General features: G+C 55.2%; 17 protein-coding genes. 11 read left to right on the forward strand and 6 right to left on the reverse strand.

The genetic code is table 11. The annotated features are described in order from the left end of the window. Positions 1-127: 127 nt before the first annotated feature. From ABIE48_RS32150 to ABIE48_RS32160, 3 genes are all read right to left on the reverse strand, one after another. A complete protein-coding gene (locus ABIE48_RS32150) occupies positions 128-703 on the reverse strand; it encodes a TetR/AcrR family transcriptional regulator (RefSeq protein ID WP_192716867.1) in 576 nt (191 codons plus the stop codon). A gap of 309 nt (positions 704-1,012) precedes the next feature. Further along, positions 1,013-1,783 (reverse strand): twin-arginine translocase subunit TatC, encoded by a 771-nt coding sequence (tatC, locus tag ABIE48_RS32155; protein WP_192716866.1) that lies wholly within the window; start codon positions 1,781-1,783, stop codon positions 1,013-1,015. Between the two features lie 32 nt (positions 1,784-1,815). Beyond that, positions 1,816-2,067 (reverse strand): MerR family transcriptional regulator, encoded by a 252-nt coding sequence (locus ABIE48_RS32160; protein ID WP_076172288.1) that lies wholly within the window; start codon positions 2,065-2,067, stop codon positions 1,816-1,818. A gap of 280 nt (positions 2,068-2,347) precedes the next feature. Here ABIE48_RS32160 and ABIE48_RS32165 point away from each other — a divergent pair, with 280 nt between their 5' ends. The 4 genes from ABIE48_RS32165 (at position 2,348) to ABIE48_RS32180 (ending at position 6,591) form a co-directional block, all read left to right on the forward strand. Next, complete coding sequence (locus ABIE48_RS32165) at positions 2,348-3,952, forward strand: flavin monoamine oxidase family protein (protein ID WP_145027650.1); 1,605 nt, start codon at positions 2,348-2,350, stop codon at positions 3,950-3,952. A gap of 28 nt (positions 3,953-3,980) precedes the next feature. Beyond that, positions 3,981-4,541 carry a RidA family protein gene (locus ABIE48_RS32170; protein ID WP_192716865.1) on the forward strand — a complete coding sequence of 187 codons (561 nt, stop codon included), beginning with the start codon at positions 3,981-3,983 and terminating at the stop codon, positions 4,539-4,541. A 66-nt stretch (positions 4,542-4,607) separates the two neighbouring features. Beyond that, positions 4,608-4,817, forward strand: a complete 210-nt coding sequence (locus tag ABIE48_RS32175; RefSeq protein WP_076172284.1) for a twin-arginine translocase TatA/TatE family subunit — start codon at positions 4,608-4,610, stop codon at positions 4,815-4,817. A gap of 295 nt (positions 4,818-5,112) precedes the next feature. After that, positions 5,113-6,591: a protein adenylyltransferase SelO gene (locus tag ABIE48_RS32180; protein ID WP_192716864.1), complete on the forward strand. Its 1,479-nt coding sequence runs from the start codon at positions 5,113-5,115 to the stop codon at positions 6,589-6,591. A 56-nt stretch (positions 6,592-6,647) separates the two neighbouring features. Here the strand turns inward: ABIE48_RS32180 and ABIE48_RS32185 are convergent, their stop codons facing one another. After that, positions 6,648-7,739 (reverse strand): oxidoreductase, encoded by a 1,092-nt coding sequence (locus ABIE48_RS32185; protein WP_192716863.1) that lies wholly within the window; start codon positions 7,737-7,739, stop codon positions 6,648-6,650. A 157-nt stretch (positions 7,740-7,896) separates the two neighbouring features. Between ABIE48_RS32185 and ABIE48_RS32190 the strand changes: the two genes are divergently transcribed. Together ABIE48_RS32190 and ABIE48_RS32195 are read left to right on the forward strand one after the other, a co-directional pair. Beyond that, complete coding sequence (locus ABIE48_RS32190; protein WP_192716862.1) at positions 7,897-8,796, forward strand: LysR family transcriptional regulator; 900 nt, start codon at positions 7,897-7,899, stop codon at positions 8,794-8,796. 137 nt (positions 8,797-8,933) lie between these two features. Continuing rightward, positions 8,934-9,221 carry an alpha/beta-type small acid-soluble spore protein gene (locus tag ABIE48_RS32195; RefSeq protein WP_192716861.1) on the forward strand — a complete coding sequence of 96 codons (288 nt, stop codon included), beginning with the start codon at positions 8,934-8,936 and terminating at the stop codon, positions 9,219-9,221. Positions 9,222-9,393: 172 nt separating this feature from the next. Here the strand turns inward: ABIE48_RS32195 and ABIE48_RS32200 are convergent, their stop codons facing one another. Next, positions 9,394-10,788 carry a sensor histidine kinase gene (locus ABIE48_RS32200; protein ID WP_192716860.1) on the reverse strand — a complete coding sequence of 465 codons (1,395 nt, stop codon included), beginning with the start codon at positions 10,786-10,788 and terminating at the stop codon, positions 9,394-9,396. Next, the gene (locus tag ABIE48_RS32205) at positions 10,788-11,465 is read right to left on the reverse strand and encodes a response regulator transcription factor (RefSeq protein ID WP_145027661.1); all 678 of its coding nucleotides are present in this window, start codon (positions 11,463-11,465) and stop codon (positions 10,788-10,790) included. Before ABIE48_RS32205 ends, ABIE48_RS32200 begins: the two co-directional genes overlap by 1 nt. A gap of 299 nt (positions 11,466-11,764) precedes the next feature. On the opposite strand from ABIE48_RS32205, the gene ABIE48_RS32210 reads away from it, so the two are divergent. The 5 genes from ABIE48_RS32210 (at position 11,765) to ABIE48_RS32230 (ending at position 16,912) form a co-directional block, all read left to right on the forward strand. Beyond that, positions 11,765-12,514 carry a polyphosphate polymerase domain-containing protein gene (locus ABIE48_RS32210; RefSeq protein ID WP_192716859.1) on the forward strand — a complete coding sequence of 250 codons (750 nt, stop codon included), beginning with the start codon at positions 11,765-11,767 and terminating at the stop codon, positions 12,512-12,514. Further along, the gene (locus ABIE48_RS32215; protein WP_145027665.1) at positions 12,511-13,191 is read left to right on the forward strand and encodes a DUF4956 domain-containing protein; all 681 of its coding nucleotides are present in this window, start codon (positions 12,511-12,513) and stop codon (positions 13,189-13,191) included. The genes ABIE48_RS32210 and ABIE48_RS32215 overlap by 4 nt, the downstream gene beginning before the upstream one ends. A 19-nt stretch (positions 13,192-13,210) precedes the next feature. Continuing rightward, complete coding sequence (locus ABIE48_RS32220) at positions 13,211-15,664, forward strand: carbohydrate-binding domain-containing protein (protein WP_192716858.1); 2,454 nt, start codon at positions 13,211-13,213, stop codon at positions 15,662-15,664. 202 nt (positions 15,665-15,866) lie between these two features. Beyond that, entirely contained in the window at positions 15,867-16,532 is a 666-nt protein-coding gene (locus tag ABIE48_RS32225) for a YdeI/OmpD-associated family protein (protein ID WP_192716857.1), read from the forward strand. A 14-nt stretch (positions 16,533-16,546) separates the two neighbouring features. Beyond that, positions 16,547-16,912 carry an MmcQ/YjbR family DNA-binding protein gene (locus tag ABIE48_RS32230; RefSeq protein WP_192716856.1) on the forward strand — a complete coding sequence of 122 codons (366 nt, stop codon included), beginning with the start codon at positions 16,547-16,549 and terminating at the stop codon, positions 16,910-16,912. Positions 16,913-16,916 lie beyond the last annotated feature (4 nt).

Consider the following 16,916-nt stretch of genomic DNA (forward strand, 5'->3'; position numbering starts at 1 on the left):
ATGATCGCCAAGCATCTGGGTACCCCTTCCTTTATGCCTTGTTTAAAATTGTACCTACCATTCGGTACAGAGGGATCATAACAAAATCTCTTCCCATGCGCAATAGAAAAAAACGGAAGTATAGGGCTCAAGAAAGCCGATATTGCGCCCGAATGATCGCGATAGCGTTTGTAAGAAAGCTGACTTCCTTTTGGCTTTTCATTAATAAAATGGCGCCTTCGATCAAAGATACGATGGCTTGTGCATGCTGTTTAGCATCGATGTCCGAAGCTAGATGCCCCTTTGCCTTCAACTCGTTGAGCGCACCTTCGATGGACGAAATCCATCGGTCGAAAATATAGTGGACTTTTAGCCGAAACGTCTCGTCATGTTCGCTCATCTCGATGGCGAGGTTCCCCGCGGGACAACCCGATTTCCCATCTTCATCCGTATGGATGGTCAACATCCTGTCAAGCATCTTATTTAGTTTCGCGATAGGATCAAGATCGGTTGCGAAAATGCCCTCGAATACATCCCTGTCCCATTCTTTGACTAGATCATCGACGACGGCCAGGCCGAGGTCGCGTTTGGACGAAAAGTAGTGATAGAACTGGCCTTTTCCGATGTGGGCCTCGTCCAAAATATCATTGACCGATGTAGCTTGGTAGCCTTTATAATAAATAATTCTTCTGGAAGTCGTAATAATATCTTGGAGTTTCGACATCTCGACACATCCTTTATGATTTCTTTCTGATCGGAATTCAGTATCTACTTAACTGTTGGAAGGAGATAAATAAATTTTATCACAGTTTATATAGAGTGAATAATGAGTGGCAAGTTTCTCCACGGGGTAGTCTTCCCTGCGATGGTCATGTTCATGTCGATTAGCCGGTAAAAACTAACAAGTTCGAATACAGCTCAAGCGCGAGGGTAAATTCCGGCCTATCGCCAAAGAAATTACCAGGAAGCTGCCCCCTCGCAGGAAGACAGCTTCCTTTTTTACATCATAGGGGCAATTCCATTTCTCGTACTTTTAGGTTGCCGAATAGGAGCCATCCGTGACGGCATGCTCCAATGCCTCCTTCGCACGCTGCTTCTTGCGATGTACCCAACCGGTCAGCCAAGCGCTGATTTCGTACAAGGCGATGAGCGGAACAGCCACCATGAGATGGGAGACGAGGTCAGGCGGCGAGATGAGTGCAGCCACGGCAACCAGAACGACGTACGCGTAACGCCTCATTCCTTTTAGGATCGACGGGTTTAAGATCCCGATCCGGGCCAGAAACATAACGATCACGGGCAGTTCGAAGGCAATAGCGAGCGGGATCATGATATTGAACATAAACCCGAAGTACTGGGATACCCCATAGGTCTCCACAAGGCCAATCTGACGGTTGATGCCGGCTGTAAAGCGCAGGCTCATCGGAAAGACGACGAAATACGCAAAGGCCACGCCCACCAGAAAGCATGATGCAGCGAACGGAATGTAGCGGACCGCCGCCTTTTGCTCGCCAGGCTTGAGTCCCTGGCTGACAAACCGCCAAATCTGGTACATGCCAAAGGGTATGGTCGGCAGCAGCGATAGTACCACGGCAATGCTCATATAAATCCGCAGTCCGTCCCATGGCGAGAAGACGTTCCATGCGACATGTAGCGGGGAATGCGTCCGCAGCAGCGTCAGGATATGAGGGGCTGCAAACAGGCCAGCTGCCATACTGACGATGAATACGGCGGCGATCCGAAGGAGCCGTTTTCTAAGCTCGGCGATATGCCCGAGCAGGGTCATCGTATTTTTCGCTTCCATAGGCGAAGATCACTCCTCCCAAGTCATATCCGTTACCGGAAGGCCGGCGTGCAGCGCGGCGTTTTCGATTTTTTCATTTCCTTCAGCTCCAGCGTATTAAATCCCTCCTGCATTTTTTGATAGATGTCCTGAATGGCCTTTACGTCTTCAAAAGAATATCGGCGGTTACCTCCTTTCGTCCGCTCCGGGAAGATCAGCTTTCGTTCCTCGTAATACCGGATTTGGCGTTCCGACAAGCCGGTCAGCTCGCAGACGATTCCAATGCTCATCACCTTGCTCTCCATGCTATTTACCTCCTGTGCAAGTATAGTTAACCCCGGACCATTGCAGAAACAGCCAGGATTGAAACCTAGAAGAAGATAAAACAAAGAGAAGAAACACACAAACAGATGTTTATGGAAGGAATTATGACATGATTTTAAGGAAAACCCATTAAAAATGCAATCGGTTTTTAAAAATAAAAAAATCTCTGTAAGAAATCCTTACACAAATTCACCGAAAACTAAATTTCTTTGCTAAGATCGCCTCAAGAGGTTCCATTCCACTAGCGAAGGAGTGATCGAGGTGACAATCAAGGAGCAACCGAAAGAGATGACCCGCAGACAATTTCTGTCGACCGTCGGCAAAGTAGGGGGATCCGTTGCCGTCTTCAGCCTGATGGGAACGATGGGACTGCTGTCGCCGGAGACGATGAAGGCCGCCGAATATGAGCCGCCGGGCCCGAATGATCTGCACTTAAGCGGACGGGGCGGCAAAAAAATCATCATTCTCGGCGCCGGAATCGCCGGCATGACGGCAGCGTACGAACTGGGATTGGCCGGGTACGACTGCACGATTCTCGAGGCAAAAAGCCGGGCTGGCGGCCGATGCTGGACTGTTCGCGGCGGCACGTCAGAGGCGGAAATCGGTTCGGGTACCCAAACGTCCCGCTTCGATAAGGGCTTGTATTTCAATGCCGGCCCAATGCGCATTCCGCAGTTCCATGTCACCTTGGAGTACTGCCGGAAATTCGGCGTTGCGATCGAACCGTTCAACAACGTGAACGAAAGCGGCTATTACTACAACGAAAACGTCGGCGCTTTATCCGGTCAAAAGGTGCCGAAACGGGCGGCCAAAGCGGACGTACGCGGCTACGTCGCGGAAATGCTCGCCAAGGCGGTCGACCAGAACGCGCTTGATCTTCCGCTCACGGCTGAAGAGAAGATGAAGCTCGTCGATTACTTAAAGGTGGAGGGGGACCTGAACCCCGATTTGTTCTACAAAGGCTCGCAGCGCGGCGGATACAAGGATGAGCCGGGGAGCCGGCTTGATGCCGGGGTTCTCCGCGATCCGTTCGATCTAAAGTCGATCATCAACTCCGGCTTCGGCAAGTATTTCAGCAATGAGTACGAATACGACCAGCAGATGATGATGTTCCACCCGATCGGCGGGATGGACGCTATTGCGAAGGCGTTCGAGAAGCGGGTTGGCAATCGGATCAAATTCCGGGCCGAGGTCAAGGAGATCCGCCAGTCCTCGTCGGGCGTGAGAATCGTGTACACCGACATGGCATCCGGCCGGGAGCAGGAGGTCAAAGGGGATTACTGCATCTGCACTATTCCGTTATCCGTACTGAAGAAGATCCCCGCCGATTTTTCCCCCGAAATGTCCAAGGCGATTCAGAGCATCAACTACGCCTCTGCCGGAAAGATCGGGCTGCAGTTTAAGCGGCGCTTCTGGGAAGAGGATGAGCACCTGTACGGGGGCAGTAGCTTGACGAATATGGACATTACGCAGATTTATTACCCGCCGACCGATTATTTCGGGAAAAAGGGAGTCCTGCTCGGCTACTATACCTACGGTGGGGTTGCCGACAAACTCGGAGCCATGTCGTACGCGGAGCGGGAGAAGCTGGCGCTGGCACAAGGGGCCAAGATCCATCCGCAATATCCAAAAGAGTTCGAATCCTCCTATTCGATCAACTGGAAAACGATCAAGTATCAAGAAGGCGGATGGGTTTCTTACTCAGCAAACGACCGCAAAACGTACTATCCGACACTGTGCAAGCCTGACAACCGGATTTACCTGGCCGGTGAGCATATCAGCTACATTACCGCTTGGCAGGCCGGGGCGATCGAGTCCGCCCGCGAGGTGGTCACCGATATCCATCAGCGTGTCATGAAATCATAGATCCATATCTAGAAGGGGCTGGTATTTTATGATGAGAAAAATGAAAACGGCGCTGCTGATGACGGTTCTGCTTGGCACCGTCAGCGTCACGGCATATGCCGACAGCGCCGCCCATACCCCTGCGAAACCGGTCAAGCCGGTCAAGGCGGCACCGGCACCGGCATTTTACGGCAGTCCGTCGTCGTCCATATCCAGCGGTGTGGTCGTTCCCGAAGGCGCATCGTACTTGTTCACGAGCGGCACCGTCCCGCCGGTGCTGAACAAGGACGGCAAGACGGTCTATGAACGCTATGGGGATACGAAAACGCAGGGTATCGGCATTTTGAAGGAAATCGAAAAGCAGTTGAAGGAGCAGGGCCTTGGCCTGAAGGATGTCGTTTACCTGCGGGTATACATCGCTCCTGACGCCCAGAAGGGCGGCACGTTTGACTATACGGGTTGGTTCGATGCCTATGCGCAGTTCTTTAATACCGAAGCCAATCCGGTAAAGCCGGCCCGCTCAACGGTAGGCGTGGCGAGCCTGGTGAGTTCCGACTGGCTGATCGAGGTCGAAGCGGTGGCCGTGAAGCCGGATTCGAAGAAGAAGTGAGGCAGGAGCACTGATTTCGCTAAGGCGGAATGTTCTCCATGACAAATGAGAAGGAGCTGATTGGCTATGTTTCAAAACGTAGGATTTGCCGGTTTGATGATGATTCTGGTCGTCGTTCTGATTTTGTTCGGGCCCTCCAAGCTGCCGGAGCTGGGCCGTGCGGTGGGACGCACGCTCTCCGAATTCAAGTCGTCCGCCAGGGACCTGGTCGGTGAGGATAAAGAAGAAGACAAAGAGCGTGAGCGAGAGTCCGGTATCATTAAAATCAAAGGTTAAAGGGTAGGACCAACGTATCCGCCGATCAACGGCCACCCTGTATAGCCAGCCCCGTCATTCAACGCGAATGGCGGGGCTGTTTGCGTTGAACCGGCTGAAGCGCATCATGGCCTCCGCCGCTGTGTTCTTTTATAATGGAAGAACCAGGCATAGTTTGGCCGCTGAAGTTCTGGGGCCGCATAATAAATTAGATACGGCACAGGATATGAAGCAGTGGAACCGGCCTTGGCCATAAGACAATCAGGCTGTCATCATGCGAAGAATGATTTTACTAGGATTGAAAAAGGAGACATTTATGACGGATACACAAGGAAAACTGGAGGCGGGATGGCATTTAGACAACAGCTATACTGGGCTGCCGGATCTATTTTATACCCGGCAGGATCCGGTGCCGGTGCGTTCGCCGCGGATCGTGGCATTCAATGAGCCGCTGGCGGCGTCGCTCGGTTTAAACGCTCAGGCGCTCATGAGCGATGAAGGAGCTGCGGAACTGGCGGGAAACCGCATTCCGGAAGGGGCGCAGCCACTCGCTCAGGCATACGCAGGGCATCAATTCGGCCATCTTACGATGCTGGGCGACGGGCGGGCGGTCCTCCTGGGCGAGCAGGTCACGCCAGAGGGCAAGCGAGTGGATATTCAGCTCAAAGGAGCGGGCCGCACGCCATACTCCCGTGGTGGCGACGGACGGGCGGCCCTGGGGCCGATGCTGCGTGAATACATCATCAGCGAGGCCATGCATGGCCTTGGCATTCCGACGACCCGCAGCCTGGCGGTGACGTCCACCGGCCAGGCGATTACCCGGGAGGAAGAGCTGCCGGGCGCGATTTTGACCCGCGTGGCGGCCAGCCATATCCGCGTCGGCACGTTTCAGTTCGCGCGGGGAGCAGGCACGACGGATGACCTGCGGGCTTTGGCCGATTACACCCTGCAGAGGCATTATCCCGATGCAGACCTTGCTTCCGGAGAAAATCGCTACCTTATATTGCTGCAGGAAGTGATCAAGCGCCAAGCCGCTCTGATCGCGAAATGGCAGCTGGTCGGATTCGTCCATGGCGTCATGAATACGGACAACATGACCCTCAGCGGGGAAACGATCGACTACGGTCCGTGCGCTTTTATGGATACCTACGATCCGGCCACCGTGTTCAGCTCCATCGACTCACAGGGCCGGTATGCCTACGGCAACCAGCCGTACATCGGCTCCTGGAATCTCGCCCGATTGGCGGAAGCCTTGCTGCCGCTGCTGCATGAGGACGAGGAGCAGGCCGTTAAAATGGCGGAGACCGCGGTCGGGACTTTTGCCGGTCTGTTTAATGAATACTGGCTTGCAGGGATGCGGGCGAAGCTTGGGATCTTCCATGAAGAACCGGAGGACGAGTCGCTCATCGAAGAACTCTTGGGGCTCCTGAAGACGCATCGCGCCGACTATACCAATACGTTTCTTGCCTTAACGTTTGACCGGTTGGAGGGAACGCCGCTGCATGGCATCGAAGAATTCGAGGCCTGGCATGCGCGCTGGCAGGCAAGGCTTGAGCGGCAGCCCGAAACCAAAGAGGCTGCGCATCAATTGATGCGGGACAGCAATCCGGCGGTCATTCCGCGGAACCACCGGGTGGAGGAAGCGCTGGAGGCAGCGGAGCAGGACGGCGATTACGAAGTGATGCACCAGCTGCTGCAGGTTCTGGCCGATCCTTACGCGCATACGCCGGAACAGGCTGAGTATGCCGTCGTACCGGAGTCGACGTTCCGGTATCGGACCTACTGCGGAACCTGATATAAGATCATGAGAAAGGACCAGCGGAGCTGGCCCTTTTTTTGTAGGAACAAGTCTTAGCCCAGTACTTCCTCTTCCTTTAATGTGGCCATCGGCTGGAGAAAACGGTGATCAAAAGCTCGCAGCGTGCCCCCCTCCCGTATCTTGTTCACCCAATCCGGATTGGCCAGTGCGCTGGTTCCGACGGCGATCAGATCGGCTGCTCCTGCAATAAGCATTTGTTCGGCCCTTTCAGGATCACCCAGTTTTCCATTGGCGATTACGGGAAGGCCGCTGTATCGTTTGGCGAGCTCTGCAAGGGTCGGCCCCCCATCCGAGAAGGCGGGCATCCATGCCTTATACTCGGTCGTATGAAGGTAACTGGCGGAAGCTTCGGCCAATTCCCCGAAGATGATTTTTGCATCTTCTTCTCCATGAGCCCATTTGTGGTCAAAATCGTTCACCTTCCCTTGCGAAATGCGAACGCCGACCAAATAATCCGGGCCAACGGCGGAGCGGATGGCTCTAAGGACTTCTACTACGAAGCGGATACGCCGGCTTGTCGCGCCGCCATAATCATCCGTGCGCCGGTTTGTATAATCCGTAATAAACTGGTCGAGCAGATAGCCGTTGGCGGCATGAATCTCCACACCGTCAAATCCGGCGTACTTGGCGCGGAGAGCGGCCTGCTTGAAGCCTTCGATCGTTCTTCGGATCTCTGCCAGCGTCATAGCCTTTGGAACAGCGAACTCGCCGCTGCCCCCGTGATCCTCCAGCATCGTTCCAACAGGCTGCACCGCAGACGGTGCGATCGGAGTGAAAGCATGATGCTGGACTAACGCGCCTGCATGCATCAACTGGGCAATGATTTTTCCTCCTTCCCGGTGCACGGCCTGAATGACGGGTATCCACGAATCGGCTTGTGCTATGCTGGCGATACCGGGCTGATGATGATAACTCCGGCTGAATTCCTCATCCGGGTACAAGCCCTCCGTGATGATCAAGCCGAATCCCCCTTTTGCAAAACGGGAATAATAACGTGCCATACGATCGTTAGCCACTCCGTTCGGCTCCGCACTGGTGCGTGTCATCGGCGCCAGAACCGCCCGATTCGGAAGCGGTAGGGTACCTAGCATATAACCGTTAAAAAGCTTCGGATACTGCTTCATATTTGAAAACCTCCCTTTATTTTTTTAATAGCGGACCTTCTGTTACACCAGGTTGTTGACCTGAGATGATTGTATCCTGCCTGTTCAATACCGTAAAATGATTGCTATAGATGAGCTCATTAAAAAAATTGATGGGATTGAACCGGAGGTTTTGGGGATGGAGCTAACCGACTTGAAAGTGTTTATGGCCATCGTTAAGGAAGGCAGCATTACCCGCGCAGCTGAGAAGCTGGGCTATGTACAGTCCAACCTCACTACAAGGGTGCGAAAGCTGGAATCGGAGTTGGGGGCGCAGCTGTTTCTTAGGACACCGAAGGGGGTCGTCCCCACCGAGAAAGGACTTGTTTTGTATCAATATGCCTCGGACATTCTCATGCTGGCCGAGGAGGCAGCCAAGGCTGTCAAGGAGCCTGACTATCCTTGCGGTCCACTGTCGATCGGCGTGGTGGAGACGATAGCTTCAACGGCCCCATTTATTCAGGCGCTGTCCGAATTTCAGACCCAATACCCTGAGGTGAGCTTGTCTTTGGTGACTGCAACTTCGAAGGAAAATTACGAGAAAGTTCTGGATCGGCGCTTGGACGGCGCCTTCTTGACTGGGGAGTTTGAACTGTCCTCACTGCAGATCGCCTTTGAAATACAGGAAGAAGTGGTGCTCCTATCGCCTGCAGGTCAAGGAACAGAAGCATTTGCTAAGACGGGGAATCCTGCATGGGTCGTGTTTCCGAAGGGCTGCCCACTGCGTGCTGCGAACGAAGATTGGTTCCATAGCAAAGAGGAACAATGTATGAATATGATCGAGGTCAGCACTTTGGAGACAATGCTAAATTGTGTTCGTGCGGGGATCGGCAGTGCGTTTCTGACCCGGATGGCTGTGACTGCGACTGCGGATGAAGATGGTGTTCGCATGTATTCGGTCCCCGAACAATACCAATTTGTGACCACGCGATTGGTGTCCCGGAAGGAGCAGTTCCAAAGCCAAGCGTTCCTTGCTTTTGCCGCATGTGTGAAAAGGGCAGGACAGCGGTTTAACTTGGCAGGCTATGCAAATGTTTAAGCGTAAAAGATACCTTCAGGATTGATCCCATACTAAAGCCTTCATACAGGAAGGCAGGATCAGGCAGCACTTAGGGAGGATGGACCTTGCTGTCTCCGGGCATGTTAAGGGAAAACAAGTGGGGAGATGAAGCTAGGATGTCCAGAAGAAACCGAAAATACGCGGTGCCAGGGGTTGCCAGGGACATGCAGACGTTTAAAGCAGAAGTCATGCGGCGCGAAGGGTATGACGTGGACCCGAACCGGCCGGATGACGTGAAGTATGAAGTGGCCAAGGACCTCGGCGTGCCGCTCAGTCCGGGCGGCAACGGCGAGCTCACGACGGAATCGGTCGGCCATGTCGGGGGCAAAATCGGCGGCTCGATGGTCCGCGAGATGATCCGGCTGGCCCAGCAGCAGTTGGCGGAGAAGGACGGGCAGAAGTAGCGGCATTAGGCTGTGACATGGCGGCTTCTCTTAGTGAGCAAGGATTGCGTTGGAGTCTCCGAAGCTTATACTTTTTTATAGGTAATAAAGGCACCCTAACGGGTGCCTTTATTCTATCTCGCTATCGTTACAGTCGGTCGCTTACCGGTCCCTTGTTCAATGGCTGTACTGCTCACCCCAGCTGCACATCAAACGTTGTTTTCTCGTTCGGCACGCTCTTCACGGATATTTTCCCTTTATGCTGCTCGACGATCGATTTGGCGATCGCCAGGCCAAGGCCATATCCGCCGTGCTTGCGGGAGCGGGAGGCGTCGACGCGGTAGAACCGGTCGAAGATGTTGTCTAAATGCTCTGGGGCGATGCCCTCGCCCGTATTCGTTACCCGCAGCAGCAGATGGTTATGCTGCTTCTTCAGGCTCAGATGGATCGAGCCCCGTGGATTGGTATATTTGACGGCGTTGTCCAGCAGGATCATGACGACCTGCTTGATCTGCTCGCTGCTGCCAGTCAAAGTCAGACGCGGCTCGATATCGTAAGTGAAGGACAGCTCTTTTTCGAATATGACCGCTTCCATCGTAAGAATGACGCTTTCGACGGCTTCGCTGAGATCAAACGGCACGAAGATCATATGTCCCCGGGCATCGTCCATCTGGGTCAGGTACAGAAGATCGTTCGTGAGCGTCTTCATGCGTTCGGTCTCTGATTTAATATGCTGAAGCCATTTCGACTGCGACCGGATCGTCTCGTCGCTGTTGGCCAGAAGGACATCAGCGTTTGTGTTGATGACCGCAAGCGGCGTCTTCAGCTCATGCGAGGCGTCCGCGATAAACTGCTTCTGCTTGTCGAAGGCTTCGCGGACCGGCTCGATGGACCGGTTGGCGAAATATCGGCTCGTCAGATAGATGACCGCCAGCATGACCAGCGCCACGATGGAAAAGGTGTAGATCAGGTTGGTGATGATTTTCAGCTGTGCCGTCACGTCCAGGAATACGATGGAATAGCCGCTGGGAGTCTGCTGCACGCTGTAAGCCCATCGCGTTCCTTCGAGGGTGAACTGGGCGTTGCGGACGGGCTTGGAAGCCGCCTCTTCTTTGGCCGTCTCATAGAACGTATCCTCCATATCAAACCTCGTATTCTTGGACAGGAGATTCCACTCCCGGTCGGTCTTCAGCTCAAAGGATACCGACAGCTCCGGCGGGGGGATCTGCCCGCCTTCCCGGGGGTGGCGTGGATCGGTATCTCCCGTGGCAGGCAGCTCTCCACCGATGCCTCCGGATCCCTGGATCTGTGCGGCGCTGCCGCCCGTGCCGGATAGGCTGCCCGTTTTGCCGCCGCTTCCGGTCTGAGCCAGCGAAGCCCCGCCCTGCCCGGAGCCTTTCCCCGGGCTTTGTTTTCCGGGCCCGCCGTCCTTGTGGTAAAACTCGGAGACACGCTCCAGTTCCATGCCGATATCGCGGCGCACGTTTTGATAGGTAATGACGTAAATCGTGGCAAAGGCGACCAGCATGATGATGGTGATGATGACCATGTTCATCAGCAGGAACCGGTTGCGCAGCTTCTTGAACATTAAGAAGTCGCCTCCAATACATAGCCGACGCCCCGGATCGTGCTAATCCGAACCGAGGCGTTTAGGAACGCCAGCTTTTTCCGCAGAAACGAAATATACACTTCCACATTATTGTGCTCCGCATCGGAGTCAAAACCCCACAGCTTCTCGATCATCTGCTCCTTGGACGTCACCGCCGACTTTCGCAGCATCAGCAGTTCGAGCAGCTCGCACTCTTTCAAAATCAGCTTCAATTCCTTCCCGTTGCAGCTCAGCTTGAGCGTGGACGTGTTCAGCTCGATATCGCCGAATTTCAGGCCATCCTCGGGGACAACCTCGCCTTTGCGGCGCAGCGCCGCCCGGATCCGGGCAAGCAGCTCGCCCGTCGAGAACGGTTTGGCGACATAATCGTCAGCTCCGCAGTCCAGCCCTGTAATCGTGTCCGAAATTTCGCCCTTGGCAGTGAGCATGATGACCGGCGTTGCGACGCCTTCGGCCCGGATCGTCTTCAGCAGCGTGATTCCGTCCATCCCGGGCAGCATGATGTCGAGCAGCAGCAGATCATAGATCCCGCTGAGGGCGTTATCCAGTCCCGTCTGGCCGTCGTGGACGGCATCGACGGAGTAATGGTTTTTCTTCAAAATCTGAGTCAGTGCCTCGGCCAGGTTAACCTCGTCTTCCACAATTAATATCCGCATGATCGTAATCTCCTTCATACCTCTAGTGCAGCGTTATTGTCCCTTAATTATAAGAAGCGAACCTTTAATCAACCTTTAACGCCTTGAACGGCAGCCTTTTGGGCTGCGGCCGGGCGGACCTGAACTTCAGCTCCTTTGCTTGTCCCTTATTGTACAATGGTGAACTCGTTTTGTAATCGGTATGTAAACGGAATGTTATCGCAATGTTTAAGATTCGTTAAAGGTTAAGCCATTAAGCTACAAACATGAAGGGCGATGAGCCCGGGTGAATCTGCATAAACGAAAGGAGCGACATGACGATGGCTATTGAAGTGTTTAACCGGTACGAGAACAAGTATCTGATGGACACCAAGGCTTTTTACAACATTTACAACGACCTGATGGCATATATGGAACCGGATGAAAACAACAAGGACAACAGGTTCTACACCATCAGCAACTTGTACTACGATACGGAGCATCATACGCTCATCCGAACGAGTTTGGCCAAGCCCAAGTACCGGGAAAAGCTGCGGATCCGGTCGTACGGCGTGCCGGAGAGCGATGCCAAGGTATATCTGGAGCTGAAGAAGAAGGTGTTCGGCCTGGTGAACAAAAGAAGAACTTCGCTCAAGCTTCATGAGGCATACGAATTCGTCCGTACAGGGGTGCCGCCGGAGTTCCGGAAGGGCATGAACCGCCAGGTGGTCAGCGAAATCGAGTATTTTCTGAGCCGGTACGAGCTGAAACCGATGGTGTATCTGGCATACGACCGCATTGCCTTGTTCTGCAAGGGGAACCGGGATCTGCGGATTACCTTCGACACCAACATCCGCTCGCGGCGTTACGATCTTGCGCTAGAGGCCGGGGATTACGGGGATCAGCTGATGGAGCGGGGACAGTGGCTGATGGAGGTCAAGGCCGAGAAGACCGTTCCGGTCTGGCTGTCCAAAATGCTCTCCGAGCATCAGATGTACCGTACAAGCTTCTCCAAATACGGGAACGAGTATAAGAAATCGATACGCTATGCTAATGCACCAGTTGTGGAAAGGGAGAGAGTTGTTTTATGATCGATTCTATTTTGAATTCGTCCGCTGCGGACACGACCTTATCGTTATCTCATGCGCTTCTGACGCTGGCCATCGCCATCGTGCTGGGTGCCATTATCAGCTTCACTTACATGAAAACACAGCCTGCCTATTCGCCGAGCTTCACCCTAACGATGATGGTGCTGCCGGCGATCGTGGCCATCATTATTATGCTGATCGGCAGCAACATCGCCCGGGCGTTCAGCCTGGCCGGCGCCTTCTCGATCATCCGGTTCCGGAGTGCGCCGGGAGATTCGAAGGACATCTCCTATGTTCTGTTCTCGATGGCGGCAGGGTTATCCGCCGGTGTTGGTGCCTTTGGGTATGCGGTGCTGTTTACAGTGATCCTCTGCGCGCTGATGTACGTATTGAAGCTGATCAAATTCGGCACCCGCAAAGACGCGATCAAAACGCTCAAGGTGACCATTCCTGAAAACCTCGGTTATGAGGAGGCGTTTGAGGAGATTTTCCGCAAGCACAATGTCGAGTATGAGCTGAAAAAGGTGAAGACCACCGAGCTCGGCAGCCTCTATGAGGTGGTCTACTCGGTGAAAATGGGGCCGCAGACGAACCAGAAGGATTTTCTGGACGCGATCCGGACCCGCAACGGCAATCTGGACATTACGCTGACAATGAACCCAGCGGTGCAGGAATATTAAACGAAACGAGGTTGATCCGATGAAACATTCCTATAAAACGAAATTTGCCGCGATTCTGATCCTGTCGGCCATGCTGGCCTCCGGGTGCACGACCAATGCGGCGAGCAATACGACGACAGCGGCGGACGGCACGGCGACCGAGGCGACGGAAACAACGACGGTGAATGCGAGCGAAGCGAACGCGAAGCTGGCCAGTCTGAAAATCAAGGATCTGGTGGAGTATGACGCAGACGATACCACGGTAGATTGGTCAGCTGGCGACTCCACGGTCATCAAGCTGAACGGGACGGACGCGACCGTGACGGGCGCAGGCGCAAAATCCAGCGGAGGCGATGTAACAATATCCTCTGCCGGAACGTATGTGATCAGCGGCAAGCTGCAAGGCGGCAGCATTCTGGTCGATGCGGGTAAAGACGACGTCGTGCGTCTGGTGCTGAACGGAGCACAAATCGCGAGCTCGGACGGCCCGGCGATCCAGGTTAAGCAAGCCAGCAAAATGGTGCTGACGCTGCCGGAAGGGACGCAGAATACGCTGTCGGACGGCACGAAGTATGCGGATACGTCGGAAGAGGCGCCGACGGCGGCCCTGTTCAGCCAGGACGATCTGACGATTAACGGCACCGGCCAGCTGACCGTGCAGGGGAACTACAAGGACGGCATCACAAGCAAGGACGATCTGAAAATCGTCAGCGGCACGCTGAGCGTCAACACAGCCGACGATGGCATCATCGGCCGCGATCTGGCCGCCGTCAAAGCGGGCACGATCAACGTCAACGCCGGCGGGGACGGCTTCAAGACGACTTATGACGGGGACAAGACCGATAAAGGGTATTTGCTTATCGAGGATGGCACGTTCCATGTTGAATCCGGAAGCGACGGCTTTCAGGCAGCGGCTTCTCTGCTGATCGCTGGAGGCACTTATGATGTCGTGACCGGCGGCGGCAGCGCGAACGCCGAACCGCATGAGGAAGAAATGCCGCTGCAGCGCCCTGATTTCGGCGGCCAGTCAGGAGCGGACGGACAGGGAGGTGAGTCCGGTGCCCAAGACACAGACAGCGGTGCGGCTGCGGATTCGGTGAACGGCACCTCGGCATCGGCATCGGCTAAGGATTCCGCATCCCAGGTGAAGGATGACACCGCTGCGAGTACGAACAGCAGCAGTGGAACAGACGCGGATGCGGCGCAGACGGAGGATGAGGACAGCGAGTCCACGAGTTCGAAAGGGCTCAAGGCAGAGGCAGGCATCGCCGTTTCGGGCGGCACGTTCACGATCGACTCGGCGGACGATACGGTGCACAGCAATGGCAGCATCCTCGTTTCCGGCGGTCAGCTGGATCTCACGACCGGTGATGACGGCATTCACGGCGACGTATCGATCGTTATTTCCGGCGGCAAAGTGAACATCAAGAACAGCTACGAAGGTATGGAGGCCGCGGATATCAGCATTACCGGCGGCGAAGTGAACGTCGTCGCGAGCGATGACGGCGTAAATGCTTCCGACGGCAGCGGCAGCTCGGAAGGGCCGGGCGGCATGTTCGGCGGACAACCGCCGGCAGGCATGCCGGGACAGGCGCCGGACCAAGCGGCCGGCAGCCAAGGACAGACGGGCGATCAGGCGCAGTCCGATGCACAGGCGAATGCGGGCAGCCAGGCGGCGCAAAGCGGCTCGGCTGACCAGAACGGCGCCCAGCAGCGTCCGGATGGCCAAGGGATGCCTGGCGGCCCTGGCGGAAGCGCCGGCACCGCACAGCTGACGATCGGCGGCGGCTACCTGACGGTGAATGCGCAAGGCGACGGTCTGGACGCCAACGGCTCCATCACGATGACCGGCGGCACCGCGATCGTGAACGGTCCGACATCGGGCGGCAACGGCGCCCTTGATTATGACGGTACGTTCGAGCAGTCCGGCGGTCTGCTGGTTGCCGCGGGCAGTGCCGGTATGGCCCAAGCGCCATCCGAATCGTCGTCGCAGCGCTCGGTGCTCATGACGTTCCCGAGCACGGTGAAGGCGGGCACGCTGGTGGCGCTGGCCGACAGCGCAGGCACACCGGTCCTGAGCTTTGCACCGGCTAAAGACATCCAGACCATCGTCATTTCCACGCCGGATCTGAAGTCCGGAGAGACCTACTCCTTCTATACGGGCGGCACCTCAAAAGGCACGCTGAAGGACGGCTTGTACACGGGCGGCAAGCTGACCGGCGGCACGAAGGTCGTCAGCTTCAAGCTCGGTGACACGGTCACGTATGTGAACGAGTCCGGCGTGACCACTGGCGGCGGCGGCTTCGGCGGCGGCGGCCGGGGTCCGGGAGGCAGAGGAGGAGCGAACGGCAGCGGATCGGGCGCGAGCGGTCAAAGCGGCGCATCCGGTACCAGCGGCAGCACGTCCGGCAGCGGAACAAGCAGTACTGGACAGTCCGGAACGTCGGGCTCCGGCAGCTCGGGTAATGCTGCTACAGGCACATCCTCGATCTAATGACCGGCACGAAGTAACGAGAATATGCGGTGATATGCACGGGTAACGAAGAGCCCCCATTTTTAATGGGGGCTCTTTTTGCCGTGGTGTGGCTGGGTGCTGCCGAAGGGAGGTTGCATTTTCCCCGAATGTTCGCTTTACTATATACGAAAAAAGTACAGAATATTATATATAATAGATTGATTTACGGAGGTCCTTGGGAATGGTGAAAACGATCGTGGAGAAGTTGAACCTGCAAAAATATAATAAGACGGCGGTACTGCATCAACCGGAAGGGGAGGATCTGCTGGCCGGTCTGGAGTCGTATGATACCGAGCTGAAGGACGGCGGTTACGATCTGATTTTCGCCTTTGTGCTCGATATGGAGTCACTGCAGGGGCTTGTGCGGAAGGTGATTGACGGCAATCATCTGAACGAAGGGGGATATTTGTACGCAGCATATCCGAAAAAGGGAAACAAGGTGTACTCCACCTATATTCACAGGGACGAGCTTCTGGAAGGGTTAGGCGCGGATGAGAATGGATTTATTGGGACAAGCAGCATCAAATTTGCGCGTATGGTCGGATTGAACGACGTGTTTACGGTCGTCGGCCTCAAAGCGGAGAAGCCAAGCAAAAAGCAGCCGTCCTCCAAACCGAGCCAATCCGTTGGCGATTATGAAGCCTTGATTCCGGAGGTGGAGAAGGATCTGCAGGATACTCCGGAGGTGCTTGTCTTCTACCAGTCCCTCACGCCGGGATACCGCCGGGATTGGGCCCGGTACATTTACAGCGCGGTACAAGAGGAGACCCGGGAGAAGCGGCGCGAGGATATGAAAACGGCTCTGGCGGCGGGCTATAAAACGATGGACCTGTATCGGAGAAGATAAGGAGGCGGCTTGGGATGAAGTCAATGCAGGGCTTGGACATGCTGGAGCGGGTGAGGGGCATCTGCCGTCCGCTACCGGAGGTGGAGGAGATTGTTGACGGCTTTGGCCACAACGTCATGAAAGTCAGAGGCAAAACGTTTGTCATGATGGGGGAGAACGAGGGCGTTCCGAGCCTTTCGTTCAAATCGACCAAGGAAGAGCAGTATCTGCTGCTGCAGCAGGAAGGCTACGTTAAAACGCCTTATATCGGACACCACGGCTGGGTTTCCGTGGATAAATCATCCGTCCCGGACTGGAACGAGCTGGCCGTGCTGATCAAGGAGGCGTATCTGCTGGCGGCGCCCAAACGGTTGGTGAAGCAGGTCATCGAAGGCGCATAATTTT

This window comes from Paenibacillus sp. OAE614, assembly GCF_040546645.1.
Classification (GTDB): Bacteria; Bacillota; Bacilli; order Paenibacillales; family Paenibacillaceae; genus Paenibacillus_AQ; species Paenibacillus_AQ favisporus.

Excerpts from the sequence above, each read along its gene's own strand:
- ABIE48_RS32150 (WP_192716867.1), bottom strand. The coding sequence starts at position 703 with ATGTCGAAACTCCAAGATATTATTACGACTTCCAGAAGAATTATTTAT.
- tatC (WP_192716866.1), bottom strand. The coding sequence starts at position 1,783 with ATGGAAGCGAAAAATACGATGACCCTGCTCGGGCATATCGCCGAGCTT.
- ABIE48_RS32160 (WP_076172288.1), bottom strand. The coding sequence starts at position 2,067 with ATGGAGAGCAAGGTGATGAGCATTGGAATCGTCTGCGAGCTGACCGGC.
- ABIE48_RS32170 (WP_192716865.1), top strand. The coding sequence starts at position 3,981 with ATGATGAGAAAAATGAAAACGGCGCTGCTGATGACGGTTCTGCTTGGC.
- ABIE48_RS32175 (WP_076172284.1), top strand. The coding sequence starts at position 4,608 with ATGTTTCAAAACGTAGGATTTGCCGGTTTGATGATGATTCTGGTCGTC.
- ABIE48_RS32180 (WP_192716864.1), top strand. The coding sequence starts at position 5,113 with ATGACGGATACACAAGGAAAACTGGAGGCGGGATGGCATTTAGACAAC.
- ABIE48_RS32185 (WP_192716863.1), bottom strand. The coding sequence starts at position 7,739 with ATGAAGCAGTATCCGAAGCTTTTTAACGGTTATATGCTAGGTACCCTA.
- ABIE48_RS32190 (WP_192716862.1), top strand. The coding sequence starts at position 7,897 with ATGGAGCTAACCGACTTGAAAGTGTTTATGGCCATCGTTAAGGAAGGC.
- ABIE48_RS32195 (WP_192716861.1), top strand. The coding sequence starts at position 8,934 with ATGTCCAGAAGAAACCGAAAATACGCGGTGCCAGGGGTTGCCAGGGAC.
- ABIE48_RS32200 (WP_192716860.1), bottom strand. The coding sequence starts at position 10,788 with ATGTTCAAGAAGCTGCGCAACCGGTTCCTGCTGATGAACATGGTCATC.
- ABIE48_RS32205 (WP_145027661.1), bottom strand. The coding sequence starts at position 11,465 with ATGCGGATATTAATTGTGGAAGACGAGGTTAACCTGGCCGAGGCACTG.
- ABIE48_RS32210 (WP_192716859.1), top strand. The coding sequence starts at position 11,765 with ATGGCTATTGAAGTGTTTAACCGGTACGAGAACAAGTATCTGATGGAC.
- ABIE48_RS32215 (WP_145027665.1), top strand. The coding sequence starts at position 12,511 with ATGATCGATTCTATTTTGAATTCGTCCGCTGCGGACACGACCTTATCG.
- ABIE48_RS32220 (WP_192716858.1), top strand. The coding sequence starts at position 13,211 with ATGAAACATTCCTATAAAACGAAATTTGCCGCGATTCTGATCCTGTCG.
- ABIE48_RS32225 (WP_192716857.1), top strand. The coding sequence starts at position 15,867 with ATGGTGAAAACGATCGTGGAGAAGTTGAACCTGCAAAAATATAATAAG.
- ABIE48_RS32230 (WP_192716856.1), top strand. The coding sequence starts at position 16,547 with ATGAAGTCAATGCAGGGCTTGGACATGCTGGAGCGGGTGAGGGGCATC.